This window comes from Sinorhizobium sp. B11, from assembly GCA_039725955.1.
Lineage (GTDB): Bacteria > Pseudomonadota > Alphaproteobacteria > Rhizobiales > Rhizobiaceae > Rhizobium.
On the sequence record CP091033.1, the window covers coordinates 1,908,890 to 1,932,258 of the forward strand.

Annotated in this window: 14 protein-coding genes and 2 pseudogenes; 5 read left to right on the plus strand and 11 right to left on the minus strand. The window is 60.6% G+C overall.

The window, feature by feature from the left end; all coding sequences use genetic code 11:
- Positions 1 to 180: 180 nt before the first annotated feature.
- Positions 181 to 888 (minus strand): hypothetical protein, encoded by a 708-nt coding sequence (locus tag LVY75_08680; GenBank protein ID XAZ20191.1) that lies wholly within the window; start codon positions 886 to 888, stop codon positions 181 to 183.
- 167 nt (positions 889 to 1,055) lie between these two features.
- Here LVY75_08680 and LVY75_08685 point away from each other — a divergent pair, with 167 nt between their 5' ends.
- The 3 genes from LVY75_08685 to LVY75_08695 all read left to right on the plus strand — a co-directional run bounded on the left by LVY75_08685 (position 1,056) and on the right by LVY75_08695 (position 4,258).
- Positions 1,056 to 1,532 (plus strand): hypothetical protein, encoded by a 477-nt coding sequence (locus LVY75_08685; protein XAZ20192.1) that lies wholly within the window; start codon positions 1,056 to 1,058, stop codon positions 1,530 to 1,532.
- The gene (locus LVY75_08690; protein XAZ20193.1) at positions 1,529 to 2,866 is read left to right on the plus strand and encodes a GAF domain-containing protein; all 1,338 of its coding nucleotides are present in this window, start codon (positions 1,529 to 1,531) and stop codon (positions 2,864 to 2,866) included. Before LVY75_08685 ends, LVY75_08690 begins: the two co-directional genes overlap by 4 nt.
- Before the next feature lie 348 nt (positions 2,867 to 3,214).
- Complete coding sequence (locus LVY75_08695; protein XAZ20194.1) at positions 3,215 to 4,258, plus strand: porin; 1,044 nt, start codon at positions 3,215 to 3,217, stop codon at positions 4,256 to 4,258.
- Between the two features lie 306 nt (positions 4,259 to 4,564).
- On the opposite strand, the gene LVY75_08700 is transcribed toward LVY75_08695, so the two are convergent.
- Both LVY75_08700 and LVY75_08705 read right to left on the minus strand, forming a co-directional pair.
- On the minus strand, positions 4,565 to 5,068 hold the full coding sequence (locus LVY75_08700; GenBank protein XAZ20195.1) for a cupin: 504 nt from the start codon (positions 5,066 to 5,068) through the stop codon (positions 4,565 to 4,567).
- A gap of 78 nt (positions 5,069 to 5,146) precedes the next feature.
- The gene (locus LVY75_08705) at positions 5,147 to 5,434 is read right to left on the minus strand and encodes a PRC-barrel domain-containing protein (GenBank protein XAZ20196.1); all 288 of its coding nucleotides are present in this window, start codon (positions 5,432 to 5,434) and stop codon (positions 5,147 to 5,149) included.
- Here LVY75_08705 and LVY75_08710 point away from each other — a divergent pair.
- Positions 5,433 to 5,789 carry a hypothetical protein gene (locus tag LVY75_08710; protein XAZ20197.1) on the plus strand — a complete coding sequence of 119 codons (357 nt, stop codon included), beginning with the start codon at positions 5,433 to 5,435 and terminating at the stop codon, positions 5,787 to 5,789. The two genes, LVY75_08705 and LVY75_08710, sit on opposite strands and share 2 nt — an antisense overlap.
- A gap of 289 nt (positions 5,790 to 6,078) precedes the next feature.
- Here LVY75_08710 and LVY75_08715 read toward each other — a convergent pair whose 3' ends face one another.
- The 7 genes and pseudogenes from LVY75_08715 to LVY75_08745 form a co-directional block, all read right to left on the minus strand.
- The gene (locus LVY75_08715) at positions 6,079 to 6,936 is read right to left on the minus strand and encodes a polysaccharide deacetylase family protein (GenBank protein ID XAZ20198.1); all 858 of its coding nucleotides are present in this window, start codon (positions 6,934 to 6,936) and stop codon (positions 6,079 to 6,081) included.
- Positions 6,937 to 7,176: 240 nt separating this feature from the next.
- Positions 7,177 to 8,499, minus strand: coding sequence for an HlyD family type I secretion periplasmic adaptor subunit (locus LVY75_08720; GenBank protein XAZ20199.1), 1,323 nt, complete (start codon positions 8,497 to 8,499; stop codon positions 7,177 to 7,179).
- 14 nt (positions 8,500 to 8,513) lie between these two features.
- Positions 8,514 to 10,973 carry a cadherin-like domain-containing protein gene (locus tag LVY75_08725; protein ID XAZ20200.1) on the minus strand — a complete coding sequence of 820 codons (2,460 nt, stop codon included), beginning with the start codon at positions 10,971 to 10,973 and terminating at the stop codon, positions 8,514 to 8,516.
- On the minus strand, positions 10,970 to 12,733 hold the full coding sequence (locus LVY75_08730; protein XAZ20201.1) for a type I secretion system permease/ATPase: 1,764 nt from the start codon (positions 12,731 to 12,733) through the stop codon (positions 10,970 to 10,972). Before LVY75_08730 ends, LVY75_08725 begins: the two co-directional genes overlap by 4 nt.
- Before the next feature lie 72 nt (positions 12,734 to 12,805).
- Positions 12,806 to 15,892, minus strand: coding sequence for a hypothetical protein (locus tag LVY75_08735; GenBank protein XAZ21367.1), 3,087 nt, complete (start codon positions 15,890 to 15,892; stop codon positions 12,806 to 12,808).
- Between the two features lie 666 nt (positions 15,893 to 16,558).
- Positions 16,559 to 16,657: pseudogene (locus tag LVY75_08740) on the minus strand (calcium-binding protein).
- A gap of 963 nt (positions 16,658 to 17,620) precedes the next feature.
- Positions 17,621 to 20,206 (minus strand): annotated as a pseudogene (locus LVY75_08745) (hypothetical protein).
- A gap of 606 nt (positions 20,207 to 20,812) precedes the next feature.
- On the opposite strand from LVY75_08745, the gene LVY75_08750 reads away from it, so the two are divergent.
- The gene (locus tag LVY75_08750; protein XAZ20202.1) at positions 20,813 to 22,615 is read left to right on the plus strand and encodes an ATP-binding protein; all 1,803 of its coding nucleotides are present in this window, start codon (positions 20,813 to 20,815) and stop codon (positions 22,613 to 22,615) included.
- Here LVY75_08750 and LVY75_08755 read toward each other — a convergent pair.
- Positions 22,612 to 23,271, minus strand: coding sequence for a response regulator transcription factor (locus LVY75_08755; GenBank protein ID XAZ20203.1), 660 nt, complete (start codon positions 23,269 to 23,271; stop codon positions 22,612 to 22,614). The two genes, LVY75_08750 and LVY75_08755, sit on opposite strands and share 4 nt — an antisense overlap.
- Positions 23,272 to 23,369 lie beyond the last annotated feature (98 nt).

A 23,369-nucleotide genomic window follows, 5' to 3' on the forward strand; every position in this document is an offset into this window, starting at 1 on the left:
AATGTGCACGGCTGTCTCCCCCGCCGCCGGAACTACGGATAACGTCGGACAGAGACGACAATCGCCGCGATACGGACATTCGACCGGCATGGCAGCCGCGCCATTCGGTTTGCACATGAATTTTCTCCTAGCGTTGCGGGCAAGCAGCGGGCGATCTGTCGACTGCCCGCCGCCCGCCTCTCAGGCTGCCAGCTTCAGCGCATCGGCAAGCTTGGCGAAATCGCCGGCCGAAAGCCCCGGACGGACGGCGAAGTCGATGACGGCCTGGAAGATTTCCGGCGGCGCATCCTTTTTCATGGCGCCCAAAAGTGCAGCGCGCTCGGCCGGATTGATCGCCGGGATCATGATGCGCATGAAGGCCATGCTCTTTTCCGGCGGCAGGGAGCCGATGATGCGCATCTCGATGCCGAATATTTCCTGGTCGTTGAAGTGACGCCACAGCAGAGGGCCGGTCACCGCCTCTTCCTCGTGCATATGCGCGAAATCGTCTGCGAGATAGGCGGCAAAGGCGAGATAGAGCTTGCGGCCGCAGGCGGACTTGTGCAACGGCCAGGCCTTTTCCCAGGCGACAACGAGTTCTTCCAGCTCCCGGAAGGCGGTGCGGTGGTCGTCGTGCTGCTCATCCAGCGTGACGGTCGAGACACCCTTTTCGGCGAGTGCCACGTGGATGTTGTCGTCCTCGTGCATGACGTGGGAAGCGGCAAGCATCAGGTAATGGCGCAGGTCGCCGATCAGGAAGACCGTCTCCTCGACGTTCTGGAAATCGGCCGTGCCGAGGCGGGCGAGCAGGTCGCAGCCGGCCTTGCGCAGGCCTTTGTGTATCGCGCCGTAAATATCGTAACGACCGTTGAGATCGGGGATGCTGGTAAGCGAGAATTCATGGCTCATGTTGGTCTTCCTCTCGTTGGCCGGAGCCTCTTTCTCTGCGCCGGGCTGATAAGCGGGAGATAGCCGAGGCCACTGCGAGGCGCTTCCTAAAACCATCCTAAGCAATTGGAACGATTGCTAAGAATATCCTAACTAACTATCATCGCCTGGTCTCAGGGAGGGAAGCATTGCTCGGGCCGGAACTGGTGGAATTCATAGAAAGTCCCGTCATGATACTGTTTGCGACGCGCGACGAGGCCGGCCGGCCAATGATCGGCCGCGGCTCCGGCGTGCGTGTCGACCGGCAGAGCGGGCATCTGCATTTTCTCGCCTCCCGCAGCCAATGGCCAAGAGCCGTGGGCGAGGCGCTGGTGGGCCGACCGATTGCCACGACCTATGTGCGGGCCACCGACTACAAGGCCTGCCAGATCAAAGGCCGGGTCGTGGAGGCGGGGCCGGCGGATGAGGCCCATCGGGCACGGGGCGAGGCCTATGTCGCAGAGCAGCTGGCGCGCATGATGGCGCTCGGTGTCACCCGGATGCAGCTCTCCAGCACGCTCTCGGATCAGGAACTCGTCTGCCTGACGATCGCACCGCAGGCGATCTTCGAGCAGACGCCGGGGCCGGGCGCCGGACGCAGGCTGACGCCGGAAGCTGCCGCATGATCCCGCTCGATAGGCTGCGGGACAGTTTTGAAGGCGTCATCCCCTCCATCATCGCCACCACCGATGACGACGGAATGCCCAATATCTCCTACCTCTCGCACGTGCATTACGTCGACGAGACGCATGTCGCGCTCTCCAACCAGTTCTTCTCCAAGACCGCCGCCAATGTGGCGCGCAACGGGCTTGCGACCGTGATGGTGGTCGATGGCTATAGCGGCCAGCAGCACGTGCTCGACCTGGTGTTCATACGCTCCGAAACAGAGGGCGAGACATTCGAGCGGGTAGCGATCCATCTGGCGATCCTGGAAAGCCGGATGAGCGGGATCATGAAGCTGCGCGCTGTCGACATCTACCGGGTGGAGGACTGTCGGGCCGTGCCGGCCGCCCATCCGCTGGTCGAGCCGGAGCCGCTGTCTTTGCCCGACCTGATGGGCAAGGTGGCGCGGCTGACGGCGCGGATGTCGGATTGCAGCGATCCGGAAACCCTGCTGGACGCCACGCTCGAGGGCCTGGGCGAGCTCTTCGGCTATCACCATTCCATGGTGCTGGTGCCGGACGGCGAACGCGGCGGCCTGACGACGATCGCCAGCCGCGGCTACGACCAGTTCGGCTTCGGTGCCGAGGTGCCGCTCGGACGCGGCATTATCGGGGCTGCAGCCGAACAGCAGCGCAACGTGCGGATCACCGACCTCAGCCGCGGCCTGCGCTATATTCAGGCGGTGCGGGCCATGGCGGGCGTCGACGATGCGACGCCGATCCCGCTTCCGGCTCTCGACAAGCCGCTCAGCCAGATCGCGCTGCCGCTCGCCGCACGGGGAGCGCTCGTGGGCGTGCTCTTCCTGGAGTCGGCAGAACGCTTCACCTTTCGGCACCGAGACGAAGAAGCGCTGACGGTGGTGGCAGCACACCTCGCCACCGCCCTCTCCTTCCTGTCTGATGGGCCAGAGCGGGCCGAGACGAGCCGGGGCGCCGAGGCCGGTTCGCCGGTGGAGCACTTGCCGGCCGGTCGCCGGATCGCAGTGCGCTTCTATCAGCGCGACGGCTCGTTGTTCGTTGACGATGAATACCTGATCCGCGGCGTGCCGGGCCGGTTGCTACTGCACTTTCTTGAAGATTACCGGCGCAGCGGCAAGCAGGACTTCCTGAACCGCGAGCTCCGCCGCGACCGGCGCCTGCAGTTGCCGGATTTCAAGGACAACCTTGAGACCCGGCTCATCCTTCTTCGCCGGCGGCTGGAGGAGAAGGCCGGGCCTATCATGCTGGAACGTGCCGAGCGCGGCCGCCTGCGCCTGTCGCTCGCCGGCCTACCAGAGATCGAGGTCATCGAGGACTAAGCCATCCTGGCAAATCAGCTGCAGACAGCCTGCTCCTCACCCCGAGAAAGCCGATTTGACCGCCAGAGCACAAGGCGCCGTGGACGAGTTTCTCGATATGAAGAGGCTTTGGTGACAGGCATTTCCGGAGGCGCGCCCGGTTCAGACGAAGTTTTTGCAGCGCAACGCTCTCCCGATCAACGACGTTTCCGTCGGTGAGTGTGATGTGTGGTTTCGGATACACTACTTGCGCTCGACCTGTCATAAACTGTCATATTGTTGCGTGAGCTCATAGTCCATGCGATCCGATCTCGTTATCGTGACGCCTCGTTTTCCCAAGGATCGGCGCCTCAACGAAAAGGGATCATCATGAATATCAAGAGTCTCCTCCTTGCCTCTGCAGCCGCTATGGCAGTGGTTTCCGGCGCTCAGGCTGCTGACGCGATCGTCGCTGCAGAAGCGGAACCGGTTGAATACGTCCGCGTCTGCGACGCCTACGGCACCGGCTACTTCTACATCCCGGGTACGGAAACCTGCCTGAAGATCAACGGTTACATCCGTCTTCAGGTTGACGTTGCTCCGAACGCAAGCTCGATCAGCGCGAGCGGCGGCGGTTCTGTTCCGAACGATTCCGACTGGGACGCCCGCACGCGAGGCCAGGTTCAGTTCACGGCCAAGAGCGATACCGAATACGGCCCGCTCACCGGTCTCGTCGTCATCCAGACGAATGCCGACAATGCGACGGACCAGAAGGCCCAGCTCGACTCCGCCTATATCGATATCGCCGGCTTCCGCGCTGGTCTCTTCTACTCCTGGTGGGACGATGGTCTCACCGGCGAAACCGACGATATCGGCTCCCCGGTCACCCTGCATAACTCCATCCGTTACCAGTATGAGACGAGCGAATTCTACGCCGGCATCAGCGTTGACGAACTGGAAGACAGCCCATTCTACCGTGGTGAAGCCGCCAACAACTGGGGCGTAGGAGTCGCCGTCGCTGGCAGGGCAGGTGTGTTCACGTATCAGGTCACGGCTGGTTACGACACCGACAATGAAGAAGGCGCCGTTCGCGCCATGGGTACGGTTCCTATCGGCCCCGGCATTCTCAGCCTCGCCGGTATCTACTCCAGCAATCCGAATGCCTATTACAACAAGGCTGAGTGGGTTGTCGCTGGCGAGTATGCTGTCAAGGCGACCGACAAGCTGAAGTTCACTCCGGCGTTCCAGTATTACGGCCACTACGGCATCGTCGGTGACGAATTCAACGACGACAACGATGCCTGGAAGGTCGGGTTGACGATCGACTACCAGTTCGTCGACAATTTTGCTGCGAAGATCTCCCTTCAGTATCTCGATCCGGATGGTGCCGAAGACGTCACGTCGGGCTTCCTGCGTCTGCAGCGCACGTTCTGATCAGAAATCCGGGCTCTCGGCTGTGACGAGGCGCGGATGATAAAGATCGAAGGCCTCACCAGCAGCGGGGCCTTCTTCGTTTGCTCGCCGAGTATTTTTGACGGTGATAGACAACCGTCCATGCACGCGCCTCCCACATCACCTGCCAGACCGCGCGAGCGAGCGACATCGATAATGTCTTCGCGGCCAATGGTCGGATCTTCCCTGTTCCAGGTGGCACCGAGCCTAGATCAACACTCTTGGCCCCCTTCCGGTCGAACCCGCACGAAGACGATGCGGGTTGAATCAACGCCTGAATCGGCTGCCTTATCTATTGCCGAGATGCCAGGCCTCGAACAGCGGGCCGGAGGCGCCTTGCACCGGATCGGTTTCGGGCAACGCGACCTCGGCGATCGTTTTGAGGAATTCTGCGGTCGCAGCGCTTGTCTGAACGTCAGCGTGTTGGCCTGGCGGGTAGGCGCCAACCACTCGAAAATCACTGCTTGCGCCCAGGTTTTGATGTCCCGTCCCCGCTGGAAGGACGAGACAATCTCCCGCGTGTAACTCGAACACTTTACCGGTGGGGCCGCCGATCAGAAGTTTCGCCGTTCCTTTGCCGATACCAAGCACTTCGTGAGCGCCCGCGTGATAGTGTTGATAATCGAAAACACCATCACGCCAGACACCTTCCCATCCGTGCGAGGTGAATAGACGCGCGAATTCCTCACAACCATCATCGCAGATGAAGATTTCACGATAGACGATAACCGGAAGCGTCTGGTTGTTGGGCACCCAGTCGCTTTTATCAAAAAAGATCGTTTGCGCTTCCATGTCTTCACCCATCACAAGAACAATGCGGAATAATACACCCGCGGAGCGGAAAGCCCGGCACTTGGGCCGGGCCTCGCTTCAATCCCGATGCTCGGGCATGTCTTTGAGCTGATCCTTGGTCCAGCCAGTCACGGCGTGAATGACCCCGTCCTCATCTCTCATCCAGTCGAAATCCTTGAATGGGACGGCAACTGGCTTGGCTCCAATACCGAGGAACCCGCCCACGTCGATAACGGCGAGGCTGGTCCCGTGGATGTGATCTATCGTTCCAACCTTCTGGTCATTAGCTCCGTAGACGGTCGCGCCTTCGAGGTTTGTCGGGGTGAGTTCATCCGGTGTCAGCCGAACATGATTGCTATGGTCCATGAGATTCCTCCTTTGTTGTGTGAGGCATGAACCGCACAAGCTCTCATTTGTTCCTCTTCGTCTCGGCAGGCGGCGCTCGCTGTTCGCCGCAATGCTTGACGTCACCGCCGCGTCAAGTAGCTTTCATGCTAAATTAGCTTTGCAGAAATCCACTACGTCGAGCGAAACAGCCATGGCAGCAGGAAACAAACCGTCCCAGGCGGCAGCACCACAGAAACGTCGCCACAAATTCAATCCCAAGCGAGACCCGAAGCCACAGGTACTTGCCCAAGCCAATCGCACTGTTTTACGGATGGCTTCAGTGGTCGTGGTTGCATTTATCGTCGCCGTCGTCGCCGTTCAGGCATTCTGGTAGCCGCCCCGCGCGGTTCCGAGGCCATGAATTCGAAGGTGATAGACCATGCCGATTCCGGATCGTAGGACCGGCAGCCAATGGCAATGCGGATCGGCCCTCATGCCCACCTAGCATGCGGAAATGTACCTGTGGCGCTCTTTCCCTCGAAGTGGACGGCGATCCTCGGCACAGTCACATCTGTAGCTGCACGCGGTGTCAGCGCGCATCCGGCAGCGCACTTCGCACAATCTAGAACGACCATGAAAATGTCCATGGATCATACCTCCTTGATTTGGGCATGGATCGTCTCCTATCCGCACATCCGGTCCCGCCAATTCCGCACACCCACCGGCACTATGCCGAATTCGGCCATCAGCTCTGCGGCCCGTCCACTGCGAAAGAACTCATATTCTCCCGTCCGGAACGCCGCATCGCTCGCCATGTGCTCAATCTCGCCGGGTGCATTGAAATGCAGCGCAAGCCAGCTCACGCCTTCGGGCACACGTGAGAACAGGTCGCGATAGGCCGCCTCGATGCCCTGCGGCCATGCCCAGGGCGTTTCCAGTTGCAGGTCGACAATCGGATTCCCGCGCTGGCGCGCCCTTCCCGATGCTGCGTCGAATTCCGCAGTCGTCACCGGACCGACATAGTCCATAACGGAGAACGTCATGTAGTCCTTCATCAGGAGGATCGGCAGGCGGTAATCGGCACCCAGCCGCTCGTAGACGGTAACGAACTCGGGCATCATCGCGGTACCCATGTGGCAATCGAGGTGGGTCACATCGATGCCTGCAGCAAGCGCTGCCTCGATCTGGGCGCGCAGCTCGCGCTCCACCGCCGCCGGATCGGCGTTGCGGCGCACGTCGGGGACCTCGGCCCAGAAATAACCGTCGGGATCGGTCAGGCCCCTATTCGAAACACCGGTCAGCGGACGCCAGCGATAGGGCTTCATGTCCGAGTTGAGGGTCAGGTGCACGCCGAGATCGAGTTCCGGATTGTCGCGGGCGATGGCAGCGATTTCGGCAAACCACGGGCACGGCACCATCACCGAGCCGGCGGTGCACAGCCCCAGGCGGGTGAGCTCGCGGAAAGCAGTATTGGCGCCGTGGCTGATGCCGACGTCGTCTTCGTGAACGACAACGAAACGGGAATTGGATTGCGAGGACATTCTGGTCACCCTTTCTCGCGGCCGCCGCGACATGCGCCGGCTTCATCGAGTTCGGGGGACCAGGCGCCGTAACGCCGGATTCCAGGACGCTTCTGCGACGTCCCTTTTTCGCTCCGGACCGAGTTTGCACCCTCAGGTCCGGGCTTGCAAGTCGAACCGGCTCCGCCCAGTTCTGCAGGGTCAGACAACGAGGGGATATTTCGTCTTGTCACTCCCTGCGGCAGGCGATCGAATAAGGAACTATTCCTCGCGGAATGCCCGGCTGAACTGATCAGTGAGCGGTTTGGCGAGAAACGACATCGCTGTCCGTTCTTTGGTCGAGACGAAGACTTCAACAGGCATGCCGGGAAGAAGCTTCTTGTTTCCAAGTCTGGCGAGCTCTGTTGCGGTCACGGCTACGTCGGCAAGGTAGAATATCTGGCCTGTCGCTGGATCTGTGCTGGTGGCTGCGGAGACGTAAGCGATGCTGCCGTCAAGTTCGGGCGTTGCACGCTGGTTGAAGGCGGAGAACCGCAGCCTGGCGTCCTGGCCGATGAAAACCTGGTCGATATCGGTGGGGGAGAGCCTCGCCTCTATCTTCAGCGAAGCGTCGGCCGGCACCAGCGTCACCAGCTTTTCAGCCGGTGTAATGACGCCGCCGATCGTATGCACGAAAAGCTCGTTCACTGTCCCGGTCAGTGGCGCCCGAATATCTGTCCGTGACAGCCGGTCTTCGACAGCGATCCGTCGTTCCCGCAATTCGGACAGCTTCGGTTCGACGACACTCAGCTCTCGTTGCGCCTCGGTGCGCGCAGCTTCATCGATGGCAATGATCTGGACCTGGATCTCACTCATCCGCGCTCGCGACCGTGCAATATTGGCCTGGATCTCTCCGCTCTCTCCCGTCAGCTTCGCGAGTTCGCGGTCGATCACGTATTTGCGGGACGTGTCGACGAGTTTCTTGTCCGCCAGGCCTTTGATCTTGCTATGTTCGACCCTCACGAGATCGAGCTCATCGGCCTTTGCTTGATGCTGCGCGACGAGGCCTTTCAGTTCCTCCTCAAGTTGGGATATTCCGTACTGGAGCTGCTGTTTCTGATTTTGCCTGTTGCGACGATTTCCATCGAACAATCGCAGCTCGCCGGATGAGATAAGGGGAAACTCAGCGCTGAACGCAGGCTCGAAAGCGAGTTCCTCCTGATTGTCCCGTTCGGCGATCAGGCGCGCCTGGCGTGCCGCGAGCTCGACGAGTTGCGTCTTGACGATCGACAATTCGGCGCGCGTCTGGGCATCGTCGAGGCGCAGCATGACCTGCCCCTTGCTCACGACGTCTCCTTCCTTGACTGCGATCTCACTGACGATCCCGCCGTCGCGATGCTGGATCGACTTCAGGTTTCGATCGACCTTGATGACGCCTGACGCGATGATCGCGCCTTGCAGCTGGGTCGTCGCTGCCCAGCCGCCTGCCCCTGCAAAGAGCAGGAGGCCGAGCGCTATACCGGCAAGAACTCGTGATGTGACAGGGAAAGCGTTGTTCACCTCGGGTGAGGGAGCATATTGAGTTTTCGGTTGCTTTGCAGACACGTCTTGTCTCCCGCTCAGGTATTCTCGACGATCACGAGGAGATGGTGCCCCGTCAGATTGATCGTCATTTCGTAATGTTGATCCTTGTCCATATCGACTTCGATGAAGGTGCGGCTCATGTCATCCGTTCCCTCATGACGTACACGTATCGGCAGGGGCTCGGAGTCGGCCTTCTCGCCGTAAATATCCTCGAAGCGATCCTCCAGCCCGTCCATGACCTCCTCGAAGATCTTGTACTTGGACACGTCGATACGGTCCCCGACCATGAAGTCCAGAATCTGATGGACGACCTCGGCACTTTGGCTTGCAGGAACGCTGAACTCGAACGTGTCGCTCCCCGCCCCGCCCTCGACGACAATAGCCACCGGTCCGGCCCGGACGACGTCATCGCCCGAACCACCGATAATTTTTTCAAATCCGTCGATGCTGTCATGACCAACATCGAAACCGGTGGCCTTGCCTGTTGTCAGGTCGATAAGCACGCCGTGGGCGGCCTGGGAATAGTCGATCGTGTCGAAACCGTCCTCACCCCGGAAGTCGTCATCCGCCGCATCGGCAGCCGCGGCGACCGTGTCATCGCCCTTACCGGCGAGGATACAATCGGCATCGTCGCCGTCGCGCAGGAGGTCGTCACCTTCGCCGGTACTGATGATCTCGAAGTTGCTTATTCCATCGGTGCCGATCTCCTGGCCGGATGCGCTACCAGCAGCGAGATCAACGACGACGGACATGAGTGCGGCTGAATAATCGAGCGTGTCCGTTCCGCTTCCGCCATCGTAGCTATCTGCCACGCAATCGAGGTCGCCTGTGACGACGTCATTGCCATCGCCGCCGTTGACGACATCCGAAGCGCCTCTGCCGCTCAGATGGTCATCGCCGCCGTTGCCATGAATTTCTTCGGCCCCGGCACTGCCAGTAACGATGTCATCGTTTGCGCCAGCGCGTACGATTTCGAAGTTCGAAATCGAGTCGGTGCCGATCTCGGCTCCGGAAGCGATGCCATCTGCCAGATTGATCTCGGCCACCTCCACAAGCGCAGAATAATCGAGGCTGTCGATCCCGGCTCCGCCGTCGTAAGTATCGTTCACCCGGTCGGCGTCACCGGCAACCGTGTCGTTGCCATCCTCGCCGTTGACCGTGTCCTCGCCGCTGCCGCCGCGCAGCACATCGTTGCCGGTGCCGCCGGCGAGGCTGTCGTTTCCATCTCCCCCCTCGAGAACGTCGTTGCCGTCATCGCCTTTCAAAGCGTCATTGCCGGCGCCGCCGTGCAGGATGTCGCCATCGGCACCGCCGCTCAGCAGATCGTCGCCGGCGTCTCCGAAGATACTGTCGCGACCCTCCTCGCCATATAGGCGGTCATCGCCGGCGCCTCCGAAGATGTGGTCGTCGCCGAGACCGGCGAGAACGATGTCATTGCCCCTGCCCGCAAAGATCGTATCGTCTCCACTGCCGCCAACGATATTGTCGTTTCCATCGCCGGCATCCACGGTATCGCTTCCGTCTCTGGCGTCGATATTGTCATCGCCGGCCAGTCCGTCGATATCATCGACGCAACTGGTACCGACCAGCAGGTCGTCTCCGTCAGTACCGGTTATTGGTGCGGTCTCGACGACGGAGAAATGCGCAGTCTGCTGCACCGAGGCGGTGCCGTCGGTAATCTGGTAGTGGATGGTCACCGGGCCAAGGCCTTCGGCCTGATAAGACCATCCACCGTCTGCCTGCACCAGCTTGCCGGATGAGACTTTGATGTCCTTGACCGACAGTGCGTCCCCATCGGGGTCCGATGTGCCGCGCAAAAAATCGGCCAAGCCGATCAAGGCAATCGTGCAGCCGGAAACATCGGCGAGTGTCACCGGGTTGCCGACCCGTGGCGCACGGTTGTGTGCCTTCTCCTGCTGAACCGGCTTGTCCTCTTTCGCCTGCGGTGTCGCTGAAGCGGCTCCGGCGGCGCCTGTCCAGGCCTGATCCTTGGACATGCGCACCGGAACGATTGATGCTGGCTTGGCGACGGTCCAGGCATTATCGTTGGATGCGTGGAAGGAAACGGAGATCCCGCCTGACGTTTTCAGGAGAGCAAGGCTCGGCAGGTTCAGCCTGCCGAATTCGATCGGCGGCGAGTCCGATTGCAGGTAGCTCACGGCGTTCTTGTGGTTGGACAGATGCACTCCTCCCGCCTTTCTTGGAGGCGGTGCCGCTTCCTCCTCGATCGCTGTTCCTGCCAAGGAGCCAGTGGTGGCGGGATCGGTCGCAGGCAGGCCCTCGTCGGCATCCGTGGACGGGCGCTGAGCCGCCTCTCCTGCCGGCAGGCCTTCGTGCTGCGCTGACAGTGCGCTCTTCAGATAGAGCGCGAATCCTGTGAGAAAGAGCGTCAGGAACATCGGCACTTTACTGTTTTTGTCCTCATTCTTGAGAACATAGCGATCGTGCGCGTCGTGATCTTCCTTGACGGGTTTGGTTGCCTTGACCTCGATCATTCTGACATCCTCGCTGTCATACGCGAGCCGACCTGAGCTGCGGCCGCAGGTTTGCTGCCAGTGTCCGCAACCGATGGCTTGAGGATGTCGTCCTTGGGTCCGAACGCTATCATCTTTCCATTCTGGATGACGGCAACCATATCAACGGCGGCGAGTGCGCTCGGCCGGTGAGCGATGACGATTGCGATGCCACCGCGGGCGCGCACTGCCCTGATCGTCTGGGTGAGTGCCATCTCGCCCTCGCCATCAAGGTTCGAATTGGGCTCATCCATGATGACGATGAAGGGATTGCGGTAGAGCGCCCTTGCAAGACCGATGCGCTGGCGCTGCCCGGCAGAAAGCGAGATGCCCTGCGGCCCGAGGGCTGTGCGGTAGCCATCGGGCATGCGCACGACCATCTCATGAATACCCGTGGTTTGAGCGGCTTCGACGATCGCGCGCGGATCGACCTGCGGCTCCAGGCGCGAGATGTTTTCCTCGATCGTCGCGTCCAGAAGCGCCACATCCTGCGGCAGGTATCCGACGTGCTGGCCGAGATCCGCATCCGACCATTGCGTGAGTTCCGCATCGTCGAGCCTGACGCTGCCGCGAAGGGTCGGCCAGACACCGGTCAAGGCGCGTGCGAGCGTCGTCTTGCCGCCACCGCTTGGACCGATGATGCCGAGCGCCTGGCCTGCGGCGATCTCGAAGCTGACTTCACTGAGAAGGACCCTTCCCGAGCCAGGCGCAGCGACTGTTATCTTCTCGACCTTCAGCGAGTGGGCAGGCGCTGGCAGCGCCATCGGCGCAACTGTGCCCGAAAGCGCGATGACCGTCTCCTTCAGCCGGTTGAAGGCCGTACGGGCGGCGACAAAACCCTTCCAGTTGCCAATTGCGAGATCCACGGGCGCAAGCGCGCGTGCGGAGGCAACCGAAGCGGCGATGATTGCACCCGCCGACAGCTCTCCCTTGATCGTCAACCAGGCGCCGAGGCCAAGCACGGCAGACTGCAGGATCATGCGGAGCACACGCGAAATCGCTCCGAAGGTACCGCTGATATCGTTGGTGCGGGTCTGCAGCTCGAGATGGTCCTGATTGGCGCGGTTGAAGCGATCGACCGCGCGCCCTGCAAAGCCCATCGCCTTGAGGATATCGGCGTTGCGAGCATTGGAATCGGCAATGGCGTTGCGCTCTATCCCCGATTTATGCGTGGCGCTCGCCAAACGGCGCGTCATGAGTTCTGCCACGATCGTCAGTATCGAGAGGATGAACGCGCCGGCGAATGTGAGTGCTCCGAGATAGGGATGGAGCATGTAGACGAAGATCAGATAGAGCGGCACCCATGGCAGGTCGAATAGGGCAACCGGGCCTTGACTGCCGAGGAAGGCACGAACCGTATCGACATCGCGTCCACGCTCCAGCGATTCAGCTGTCGAAAAGCCGAACCGCGGCATGTCGATCGCGACCTGATGCGCCATGGGAGCGATCCGACTGTCGAGCCGCGCACCCATGCGCACCAGAATTTGCGATCGGATGATGTCGAAGAATCCCTGGAACAGATAGAGGCCGATTGCCAGTGCCGAAAGCCCAAGGAGGGTTGGGACACTGCCGCTGGTCAGCGCACGGTCATAGATTTGCAGCATGTAGAAGGAACCGGTCAGCGCCAGAACGTTGATAACCCCCGACGTGATGACCAGGAACACCAATATGCCCCTTAATCCATGGGTCAGTTTCCCGATCTGTTTGCGCTTGCTGCCGGTGAGCGGAGTTTTAGGACGCATATCGTTCACCACTTCCTGCTTATATTGAGCTAAGCGGCGCGCCGGTCTGACCGGCGCGCCGCGTTTGGCGCATTACAGATTGAAGTCCGAAGTGGTGAGGTTGTGGTTCCCCTTTACGCTGAGGCGAAGCTCGGCACTGCTATCGCCGTCAACGCTTGCCTGGACGACGGTGTAATCGCCATCGTCACGGGTCTCGTGGGTGACGATGAGTTGCGCAGCGCCGCTGAGCGTGGATCCGGCGACCAATGTGAACGTCTGATTTCCGGAGACACCGTTGTTGGCGTCCGTGGCGCTGAGGTCGATCTTGTCTCCAGGCTGGAAGCCGATGATTGTATCGCCATCCGCATCCTTTTCGGACTGGAACACGAACCTGTCGTTTCCGGCCCCGCCATCCATGATGTTGGCGGAAGCATTGGCCGTGATCGTGTCGTTGCCTGAGCCCGTGACGACGTTCTCTACACTCCAGAGCGTGTCGTTGCCGGATTGGCTGCTCGATGCACTTCCTCTGCCCTTGAAGCCGCTTCCGAGATCGACCGTCAGGTTGGCGGTTATCGCTGCCATGTCCAGTGTGTCGCTGCCGGCATCGCCATAATAAATGTCGTCGCCGTCGCTTGCCTCGGCGATGAACGTATCGTCGCCGTCGCCGCCATGGGCCGTGTCGTTGCCGGCGCCGCCGGAGACCATGTCGGCGCCCTCGTCGCTGAAGATGCGGTCGGATCCCGCATCACCATAGAGCATGTCGTTTCCACCGCCGCCCATAAGGTCGTCATTTCCGGCGCCGCCGAAGACCATGTCGTTGCCTGCCTCCCCACTGAGGAGGTCGTCACCGTCATCGCCCCGCATGATGTCGCTGCCGGCGCCGCCGGTCGCCACATCATTGCCGGCGAATGCTACGATCATTTCCCCACTTGCCGTGCCGACAAGCACATCGGCGGCGACAGTGCCGACGATCGTGGTTCCCGTTGCTGCTTCGGGAACGGGTGGTGTCGGCGTTTCCGGCGTCGGCACCTCTTCTTCTGCATCGACCTCGCCGTTGAATTGCGGCAGGCCGCCTTCGCTGGTGAAGCGAATGCTGTGCTGGCTGCTTGTCATTGTGGTCACGCCGTTTTCATCCGTCGTGATTTCGTAATCATCGGCGCTCGTGCCCGCGGGCAGGTCGATGACGTCCTGCGGTCGCAAGGTGCCGACGATCGTGTCATTGCCACCGTTCGAGCGGAACACGATGCGGTGCGCAGAGGTGAGTGCCGAGATGTCGATCGTGTCATCACCGGCGCCGCCATCAATTGTGATCGTGTTCAGCCGCAGGCTTGTTCCCGAGAAGTCGCCGATCACCTGGAACGTATCGCCTCCGGCAGAGCCGGGTCCGGACGGATCGACACCGTTGATCCGGATCTCTTCGATCTCACGCAACTCGGCGATAACAGAGGTGGCAAAATCGGTATTGGCGCCCCGCGTGATGACGATCTCTGTAGCGGCATTCAGGCTTGCGCCATTGTTGCCGGCCAATGCGTCCCATGCAGCACGGGTATAGATGCGGTAAGTTTCTGCAACCGCGCTGTTGCCTGTGATCACGAAAGTGTCCCCGGCCTGCCCTTCCGTGCCGCCATTGACGATGTCGCGCCCGTCGGAATTGGCCAGCGACGTCGCTGTCGCGTTGTTGGCGTTCCAGTTGAACGTATCGTCACCGGCATCGCCGTTCAGGGTATCGTTGCCTGTGCCGCCGTTGACGATGTCGTTGCCGGCTCCGGCATTGACGGTGTCGTTGCCGCCAAGCGCATTGATCGTGTCCGCACCAGCGGTGCCATTATGCGTCTGGCCGGCTGCGGCGCCGTTGATCACGTTTCCGGCAGTTGCGAGCGTGAAGTCGGAGATGTCGATACCGGCATTGTTGACCCCGTTGATCTGGATCGTGCCCTGGATGGTCGAGGCCGGCCCGTTCTCGCGGATGGTAATGATCGTGTTGCCGCCACTGGCGGATTCGAACACCCGATTGGCGAAGTTCGCCGCCGTTATCCCCAGCCCGCTGAGGTCGATGCGATCCTGGTTCGCCGGCGTGCCGCCGGTGGCATCGAAGCTGTTGATGATATCGGCTCCGAAGCCGGTCGAATTGTAGATGATGGTGTTGACGCCGCCGCCTACATCGATCGTGTCGTTGCCGGCACCGCCGATGATGGTGTCGTTGTCGTCACCGCCATTCAGCGTGTCGTTGCCATCGCCGCCGTCGAGCAGGTCAGCTCCGGCGGCACCATTGAGCGTATCGTTGTTGCCGCCGCCGAAGAGCTGGTTGGCGGCGCCATTGCCGTTGATCGTGTTGGCGAGCGTGTTGCCGCGTCCGGTGACCGCTGCGCCGATGAGATTGAGGTTCTCCACCTCAGCCCCGAGCGTGTAGTCGACGTTGGAGTCGACCCGGTCCGTGCCGCCTGCCGCCAGTTCCGTCACCACGTCGCCGGCATCGTCGACAGAATAGATGTCGTCCCCGACACCGCCCAGCATGGCGTCGGCACCAAGGCCGCCGTTCAGCGTGTCATTGCCGCCAAGCCCCGTCAGCGTGTCGGCGAGATCGCCACCGGTGATGACGTTATTGCCATCGTTGCCGGTGCCGACGAACTGGTCGGCGTCGACACCCGTATAGGTCAGGTTCTCGACATTGGCGAAAGTGGCCAGTGTGTAGAGTGCCGCTGTCGTCTCGACCGTGTCGGTACCGCCAGCCGCGGCCTCGACGATCAGATCCTCGCCGGTATCGTCGATATAGGTGTCGTTGCCGGCGCCGCCGACCAGCGTGTCGATATCGTCGCCGCCGTCGAGCGTGTCGTTACCGGCGCCGCCGACGAGCAGATCCTCACCAAGCCCGCCATTGAGCGTATCGTTGCCCTCATGGCCGAACAGCAGGTCGAAGCCTGTATTGCCGGTCAGGGTATCGTTAGCCGTCGTGCCTGCGAGTGCCGTGTTGATGCCGACAGCCGCCGTCCGCTCGCCGTTGTCATCCGTGCTAAGCGCATAGTCGCCGGTCAGAACATAGCCTTCGAAGGTACTGCCGTTGAAGTTGATGAACTCCACCGCTTCGCCGGCGGTGTCGAAGTGATCGGTGACGGTTGCCTGCTGGCCGTTGAACTGGATGACCAGGTCGTCGTTGCCGCCGCCGGCGGTCACTTCGAACATGTTGAGCCCGGTAAGAGCGGCCGGTAGTGCCGGCGGCACGGTGCCTCCGACAGTGATGCGGTCGGTACCGGCTGTTTCGTTGATGACGTCGATGCCGTCGCCGAGATTGATGACATAGGTGTCGTTGCCAGCGCCGCCGTTCAGTGTCTCGGTGGCGCTGGAGAAGGCGATCGACAGGTTATTGATCCCGACAAAGTCGCCGCTGTTGTTCGTGCCGGCCACTACGAACCTGATTGCCGAATTGGCACCGAACGGTCCGTTCAATGGCAAGTTGATTATCGATCCTGTGTTGGATGCGCCGGTTATGGTCTGGATCGTCTGATTGAAGTTGACGCCATCGGCGGCAAACAGAACCGTGACCGTTTCTCCCGCGTCGAAGCCGCTCTCATTGTAGGTGTAGCTGATGGTGGCGCTCGATGCGCCCGACAGATTGACGGATCGCGTGATCGTCGCCGTGCCGTTGCCCGGATCGTTGTCATCATCGCGCAGGCGCAACTCGTTGGTACCGTCGTCAATGCGGATCTGGCCTGCGACTGCGCTGTTCGTATTGCCGTTGTCTCCTGTTTCAACCCAAGACGTGGCCCATACTGCCGTCCCCGTCGATCCATTCAGCACGGTGTTGTCGAAATTATCGGCATAAGTGCCTGAGGTGCCCGCCGTGCTCGGCCCACCAACGAGGATGTCGTTGCCGTCGCCGCCGTTGAGGACGTCGTTGCCGCCGAGGCCTAGCATCAGGTCGTCGCCGGTTGTGCCATTGAGAACGTTGTTGCCTTCGGTACCGACGATTATGCCGACGCTGCCATCGGTAAATTGCAGGCGCTCTACATTTCGCAGCCGGTCGGAGCCATCGAGGTTGAGCTCGGTAACGTCTGTGACGGTGACCTGCCCATCGGCAGTCGCGCCGAACGTATAGTCGCCCCTCGCACCCTGGAACACTGCCGTATCGACATCACCAGCCGTCGTATCGGTCCGGATGGTCCGCACGATCGCCAGTTGGCCAGGGTTTATCGAACCGTTGAACATCGCGGCAGCCAGCGTCGTCATGCTGTTGTGCAGCGCGATCGGCTGACCGGTATGTTGCGTGTCGCCTGGTGCAAAGACACCGATCTGGACGTCGAGCCATTTGTCGCCGTCGATAATGTCGTCTCCGGCAAGGCCTTTCATGATGTCACTGCCGTCGCCACCAAGGATGATGTCGCCGGCGCTGAATTCCGTCACTCCCGCGCCAAGGATTTCCTGGAGGCCCTGGATGAGAGCGATGCCCTCGGCCGTCAGCGCACTGCCCTGATAGCCCTCGGTGCCGCCCTGAGTAGCGGGGAGCCGCTCTGCCGCGAGCGTGTTCGTGCCAGTCAGGACATCGCCGAATTTCGTTCCCGACAGACCTTCGACCGACTCGTATTCGTCGAGCGCAGCATTCTGGGGCAGTGTTGGTGCTTCGTCGAAGACGATCGGGATCGACAGGTCGGCGTTCACGAAGTTCGGGTTGTCCTTGTAGGTCGCCCAGTCAAAACCGGACATGCCCACCATCTTGCCGCGACCGGCGCTGCCGACGAAGATATCGTCGCCGCCCTCGCCGATGAACTCGTCAAAGCCGCCATCGCCGAGGAACACATCGTGGCCATCGATCTCGTCATGCGAGAAGATTTCGTCGAAGTTATCCCCGGGTGCACCGTCGAATGTGCCGGTTTCGATCCAGTCGTTGCCCTCATTGCCGAGGATGCGTTCGGCATTCTTGTTGCCGTAGATGAAGTCATTGCCGGTGCCGGCAAAGACTTCCGAGCCCATGTCCGTGCCCAGGAAGATGAAGTCCTGGCCGTCATTGCCCATGACGAGGTCGAGACCGGGGCCGGCGTGAACCACGTCGTTGCCCTTGCCGGCCTTGATATTGTCGTCGCCGCCGCTGTCGACGATGATGTCGTCGCCGTCGCCACCGTTGATGATGTCGTTGCCGAAGCCACCTTCGAGCCGGTCGTTGCCGCCATCGCCGAACAGCGTGTCGTCACCGATACCTGCGATTATGGTGTCATTGGCTTCAGTGCCACCCATGACCACATGGTCGCCGCCGGTGTAGCGCAGGTAGTTGGTGTCTGCGCCCGGTGTTGCCGGATTGTTGCGGATGACAAGCTGCGTCAGGATGCCGTCGCCAACCGGATCGGTGCTCTCCAGAGTACCGTCGCCGTCGAGATCGTTGAACTGCCTGGTCTGGTTGACCTCGAGAATGAGACCGGGGGTCGAGAAGACATCCGATGGCAGGTGGGTCGCATCGGTATTGCGCATGATCATCGCGGCGAAGGAGTTGTTCTCCATCTCGCCGAAGAGATGCAAGCCATCGAGGCGCTGCAGATAGTAGAAACGGTCGCCGTTCTGCAGCTTTTCCATCTGCATTTCGAAGACGAAATTGAAGGTCGAGCCAAGCATGCCGCCGAAGGGCATGATCGCTTCGGCCAAGCCGCCGATCCAGAGATCGACATCGTTGAGGCCGCCAAGCGAACCGCCGGCATAGGCCCCGGTTGCGTTGAGGAAGTCGAGCCGATCGAGCGGAACCTCCATTCCACCGACCGACACGCCGGTGATTAGGGTAAGTGCCGCATTGCGTTTACCCTCAAGTGTCGTCTCGTCGGTGATCAGCGTATGCGTGCCATAAGCCGCGACGAAGTTGATGATCGAGGCCTCGTGCTTCAGATGGCCGGCGAAATCGACCCAGCTCTCATAGGGCTTGAGCAAGACATCCTGATTGGTGGCGTTGTAGAACTGCGTACGGGCCGCATTCAGCGACGGTACACCGGTGTCACGGCCGCGGGCCAGGTTGATGGTGGCAAGGTCGAGCGGCAGGCCGAGCAGGTTGTTGCGCAGGGCGCTGGTGACGAACTCGTCGATCTCGTTGCCCGCCTGCCGCGTCATGCCGCGAACGATGGCGCCTGCCGAAATATCGGCATCGACAGTTTCCGTGCCGCCGTTGTTCTCGAACTGCAGGGGATTGAGGAAACCTTCGATCAGGCCGATATGGTCTGGGTTGAAGTTCGGATCGAAGCGGTCGATCGATTCCGTCAGCATTGAGTGGCCGAAACGATAGACCACATGCGCGAATTCGGCGACGATCGACGGATCGATGGTGACGTCGTAGCCGTCGGGAACCAGGAAGACGTTGATGTTCGGCTGGATCTTGCGGGCGAATTCTTCGAATACGAGATGCTGATACTGCATCTCGGTGCCGAACTTAGCAGCCTGGAAGAGGCGCTCGCCGTCCCAGACGAGGCCAGCCGCCGAGGCTGGAACCTCGGCAACGTCGTTAATGAGCCATTCGTTCAAAAAGGCCACTGCCTCTGCCTGTGACGCGCCGCCACCCAGCATGGCAACGGCATCCGTGAACACAACATCCTTGGTGTGTTCCACCAGCCGGTTGTGCTCCGAGTGGAACACGTGGTGCACCGCAGTCAGGCCGATATTCTCGTTGGCTCGGCCATCGCCGGCGACATAGTGCGCATCGAGCAATTCGTTGTCGTAGACTCCAGGCTCGTTGCCCGGGTTATCAAGTCCGATCTCGATGTCGCCGTCGGCCAGTCCACCCGGCACCGCATTATGCGCGATATCGGCAAGGAAGGCGTGGCCGGTCAGGATCGCATTTGCCGGCACGGCAACGCCCAATCCTCCATTGGCCAGAGGATTTCCTTCGACAAGGCCTGTGGTGGTCACCATCTGCGGGAAACCATTCGGTCCGCGGATGAATTCGCCATAGGGGTCGGTGGCGAGCAACGGAACGTTGCCGACATTGGCGTCGGCAAGCTGGATGCCCAGCATGGAAGCGGCCTGCGCCTTCAGGTCCGCCCATGTCGCCATGCCGCCATTGCCGCCCTCGATGAGCTTGCCGGTCGAGACCGGGTCGCCGGCAGCGTTGAATACATAGGCCCTGAGGAAGACTTGATGAGACGGATGGGACGTATAGGTCTGGTTCTGATCGACGAATGAGGTCGTCGTGTTTACCGGACGATCGGTATTGTCGGCAGCTTCGTTGACGGCCGTTGCCGGGTCGTCATTCATGATGCCGTCGGCGCCGGGGCCGGCAAGGGTGGCGCGTGTGAGCACCATAAAATTGGTGTCGCTTCCTTCGACATAGAGCGGATCGTCGGGCATCAACGGGATAAAGACCGTGCCATTGCCGCCCTTGGCGACGAGGTCGAGACCGTGATCGAAGAATTGGCCGAAGAGGGTGAACCAGGAATTGAACGGCGCCGACAGGCCCTCGTCAGGCGCGGCATTGGTGATGACAACATTGACGCCTTCGAGTTCGACGCCGTTTGCCTCGAGCAGAGCCATTAAAGCGTCATCTTGCGCATCAAGCGCCGCTTGCGCGGTCGCCAGATTGGCCGCAGTCGCGGCGGCGGCGTCCTGCAGGGCCTGATTACCGGGGCTTGCGGACGCGGCAGCCTGTGCCTCGGCGTTTAGCCGCTCGGCCGTGCCCACGTCGTTGAACAACGGACGCAGCGGCTCGTAGGCCGCCGTGATCTGGGCGGTCACCGTCATCTGCTGCGCTGCCGGGACAATACCGGCACGCTGCAGGGCCGTCAGGATCGCCGAAGGATTGCCGAGCGTCTGATCGACGATCAGGTTGGAGATCGTGCGGACCGTCGGGTCGAAGACGTCGCTGGGCCCCGCCGTGCCGGGTCCGTCATTGTCGACACCAGGCTGGTAGGTCACGGGAACCAGGGCGCCTCCCGGTCCGCCAGGCACCATGACCGTCTTGAACTGCGTGCCGAGGTTTTCGGGAAACTCGTTGTCGGCCGCACCCCATTCCGGATGCAGCGGATTGTTGTATGTGCCGTCGACAGTGCGCAGGCCCCAGGCGAGATTATAGGTCGGGATCGAGCCGCCGACTCCGAAAAGCGGCTTTGCCACGTTGTTCGGATCGCCGGTCGACGTGCCTTGCCGGAAAGCGGCATCGGCTTCCGCAATTTTGATCTGCTTCAAGATGAAATCGAGATCCGATCGAATATAGGTGACCATTTTACTCCCCCCTTTGGATTGCTCAGGAAACGGTTCGTTCCGGCAATGCTTCTTTCCGGCCTGCGATGGCAGACAGAGGCAGCTCTGCTGCAGATCTTCTACCGGCGTTTCGGAGATGAATTTGCGAAAGCCGATAGAAAATCTTCAGGATTGTCTGCGACGATCAAATATTGTCTTTTGGCAAGGCGAAGAGATAGTTCCAAAGGTCCGCAGACATTTACGGACTTTGGTCTTCAGGAGGCCGGGACGTTAGGCCCGGAAGAAAAAGTGACTTTCGTCCCGTTCAAGAAGATCTGCGGCGGCTTGAGTTCCAAGATCCTGGCAACTTGGCACAGCCTTGATTTGACGAAGCAATTTTTGATTGTGGCGGGACTCGTCATCTGCAGTTCGATGGCAATCCTGGGAGAGTGGCTGAACGGCCAGATTGCGGCAAATCAGCTGAGAAGTCGGGCCGAATCCGGCGCCCTTTACATGGAGGGCTTTCTTGCTCGTCACATCGAGGGCACGTCGAGCGACCCCCAGGTGGCCGAAGCCCGCCGCAAGGAACTCGACGATCTCTTGATCGGCACCGATCTCGCGCGCCGTGTCGAAGGCTTCAGGATCTGGCGCAGTGATGGGGCAGTGATCTACAGCACCGACAAGTCTCTCATCGGGAAAACCTTCCCGTCGTCGGATATCGACCTGGCTTTTTCGGGCCAGGTCGTCGCCCAGCTTGAAGACGGCCATAACGACGGTGAGGAAGGAGAGGCGACCACCGGCCGACCGTTAATCGAAATCTACGCGCCGATCTATCGTTCCGGCACGCGCGACATCATTGCCGTAGGAGAACTCTACGAGGACGCCGCCGAATTCGTCGTCCAGCGAGCCCGGGTCCAACGCCAGACCTGGGCAATCGTCGGCGCAACAACACTGGCCATCATGGCGTTGCTGTTCCTCATCGTTCGACGGGCGAGCAATATCATTGCCAATCAAAGGATGACGCTGAAATCACAACTGACCGAGGCTCAGACGCTGGCCAAGCAGAATACCGAGCTCCGCAAGGCCGCCGATCGGGCGCGCATGGATGCCTCTAAGTCCAACGAGCAGCTTCTCAACCGCATTGGTGCGGATCTTCACGATGGTCCCGTTCAGCTGCTCAGCCTGCTGATCCTCAAGCTTGGGGAAAATACAGAGGCACCGGTTTCATCGACGCCCCCGACCGTCGAGAGCGCATCCGGGGTGCAAGAGGCCGATCTTGCTCCCTCACGTATCGCAAGCCAGGTGCTTACAGAGTTGCGTGAACTGTCGACAGGGCTGGTCCTGCCGGAGATAGAACATTTGCCGCTAAAGGCGGCCCTGCGCATGGCGATCGACGGGCACGAATATGCAACCGGTTCGAAAGTTACATCGGAGTGCGACGAGTTGCCCGAGCGTGTCGCGCATCCATTGAAGATCTGTCTTTATCGGGTTGTCCAGGAGGGGCTCAGCAACGCATTTCGGCATGGCGGCGGGCGTGACCAGCGGGTCTTTGCTTCGGCAGACCTGTCGGCCATCACTGTCGTCATTGCAGACAGCGGCCCGGGCTTTGGAAAGAGCAACCCGAGAGGGAACCACAGACCGCTCGGCCTGCAGGGCATCCGCAATCGCGTTGAGGCCTTCGGCGGCCGTGTTCAGATTCGCCACGGCCCGCGCTCGGGAACCGAGCTTGAGGTCGTCGTGCCGATGGAAGGCAACAGTATCTAGTGGCGCTGAATGGTGTCTGTTCCACTCTCAAGCTTTTGAGCGGCGAGTAGGACTTCCAGCCGATTTCGCGCGTTCAGCTTCTGCATGAGTATCGTCATATAGTTTTTCACGGTCTTCTCGCCGATCTGCAGGTCGGCTGCGATCTGACGGTTCGTGAATCCCCGCAACAACATGCGGATGATCTGGCCCTCGCGGATGCTGAGCTTCACTTCCGTACCCGTCACTTTTCGCAGCGAGGCTATCTTGAGCTCTTCTATGACCTTGCAGGCAAAGGCGGGAGTGATGAACATATCGCCTCGGTGGACGGTTGCGATGGCCTGGATGAGCTCCTTGGCGCTGCTGCCTTTGAGCACATAGCCGCTAGCGCCGGCATTGAGTGCTCGCACAGCGTAATCGCTGCCCGTCATGGCTGTGAAGACCAGGATCTTTGTTCGTATTTTTTCGACAAGTTTCGAGATCGTGTCGAACATGTTTCCCGGCATTATCAGATCGACGATGAAAACGTCGGGCGCCAGGCGCAGGCCAATCTCCAATGCCTCCTCAGCGCTCGACCCGGTCGCTGCGACAGCAAATGCCGGCTGCTTCCTAAGGATCTCCGTCAATCCTGCCAGCATTAGCGGATGGTCGTCGACCAACGCTACTGAGATTGGACTCATGTTATGCACCCTGTACCCAGTAATTGCTTAATTTGTATTCGCAATTTAATTTCCTGTCTATGTAGCCATTTATGGCTATTACTCTCATGGGTGGAGTA

Bases quoted from the DNA above. Each gene is read 5' to 3' on its own strand.
- LVY75_08730 (XAZ20201.1), bottom strand. From the start codon at position 12,733: ATGCGTCCTAAAACTCCGCTCACCGGCAGCAAGCGCAAACAGATCGGG.
- LVY75_08695 (XAZ20194.1), top strand. From the start codon at position 3,215: ATGAATATCAAGAGTCTCCTCCTTGCCTCTGCAGCCGCTATGGCAGTG.
- LVY75_08755 (XAZ20203.1), bottom strand. From the start codon at position 23,271: ATGAGTCCAATCTCAGTAGCGTTGGTCGACGACCATCCGCTAATGCTG.
- LVY75_08705 (XAZ20196.1), bottom strand. From the start codon at position 5,434: ATGGACCATAGCAATCATGTTCGGCTGACACCGGATGAACTCACCCCG.
- LVY75_08735 (XAZ21367.1), bottom strand. From the start codon at position 15,892: ATGTTCGAAGTGACCGCCGGCGGCGGCAACGACGACCTGGTCATCCAG.
- LVY75_08700 (XAZ20195.1), bottom strand. From the start codon at position 5,068: ATGGAAGCGCAAACGATCTTTTTTGATAAAAGCGACTGGGTGCCCAAC.
- LVY75_08680 (XAZ20191.1), bottom strand. From the start codon at position 888: ATGAGCCATGAATTCTCGCTTACCAGCATCCCCGATCTCAACGGTCGT.
- LVY75_08715 (XAZ20198.1), bottom strand. From the start codon at position 6,936: ATGTCCTCGCAATCCAATTCCCGTTTCGTTGTCGTTCACGAAGACGAC.
- LVY75_08710 (XAZ20197.1), top strand. From the start codon at position 5,433: ATGAGATTCCTCCTTTGTTGTGTGAGGCATGAACCGCACAAGCTCTCA.
- LVY75_08690 (XAZ20193.1), top strand. From the start codon at position 1,529: ATGATCCCGCTCGATAGGCTGCGGGACAGTTTTGAAGGCGTCATCCCC.
- LVY75_08725 (XAZ20200.1), bottom strand. From the start codon at position 10,973: ATGATCGAGGTCAAGGCAACCAAACCCGTCAAGGAAGATCACGACGCG.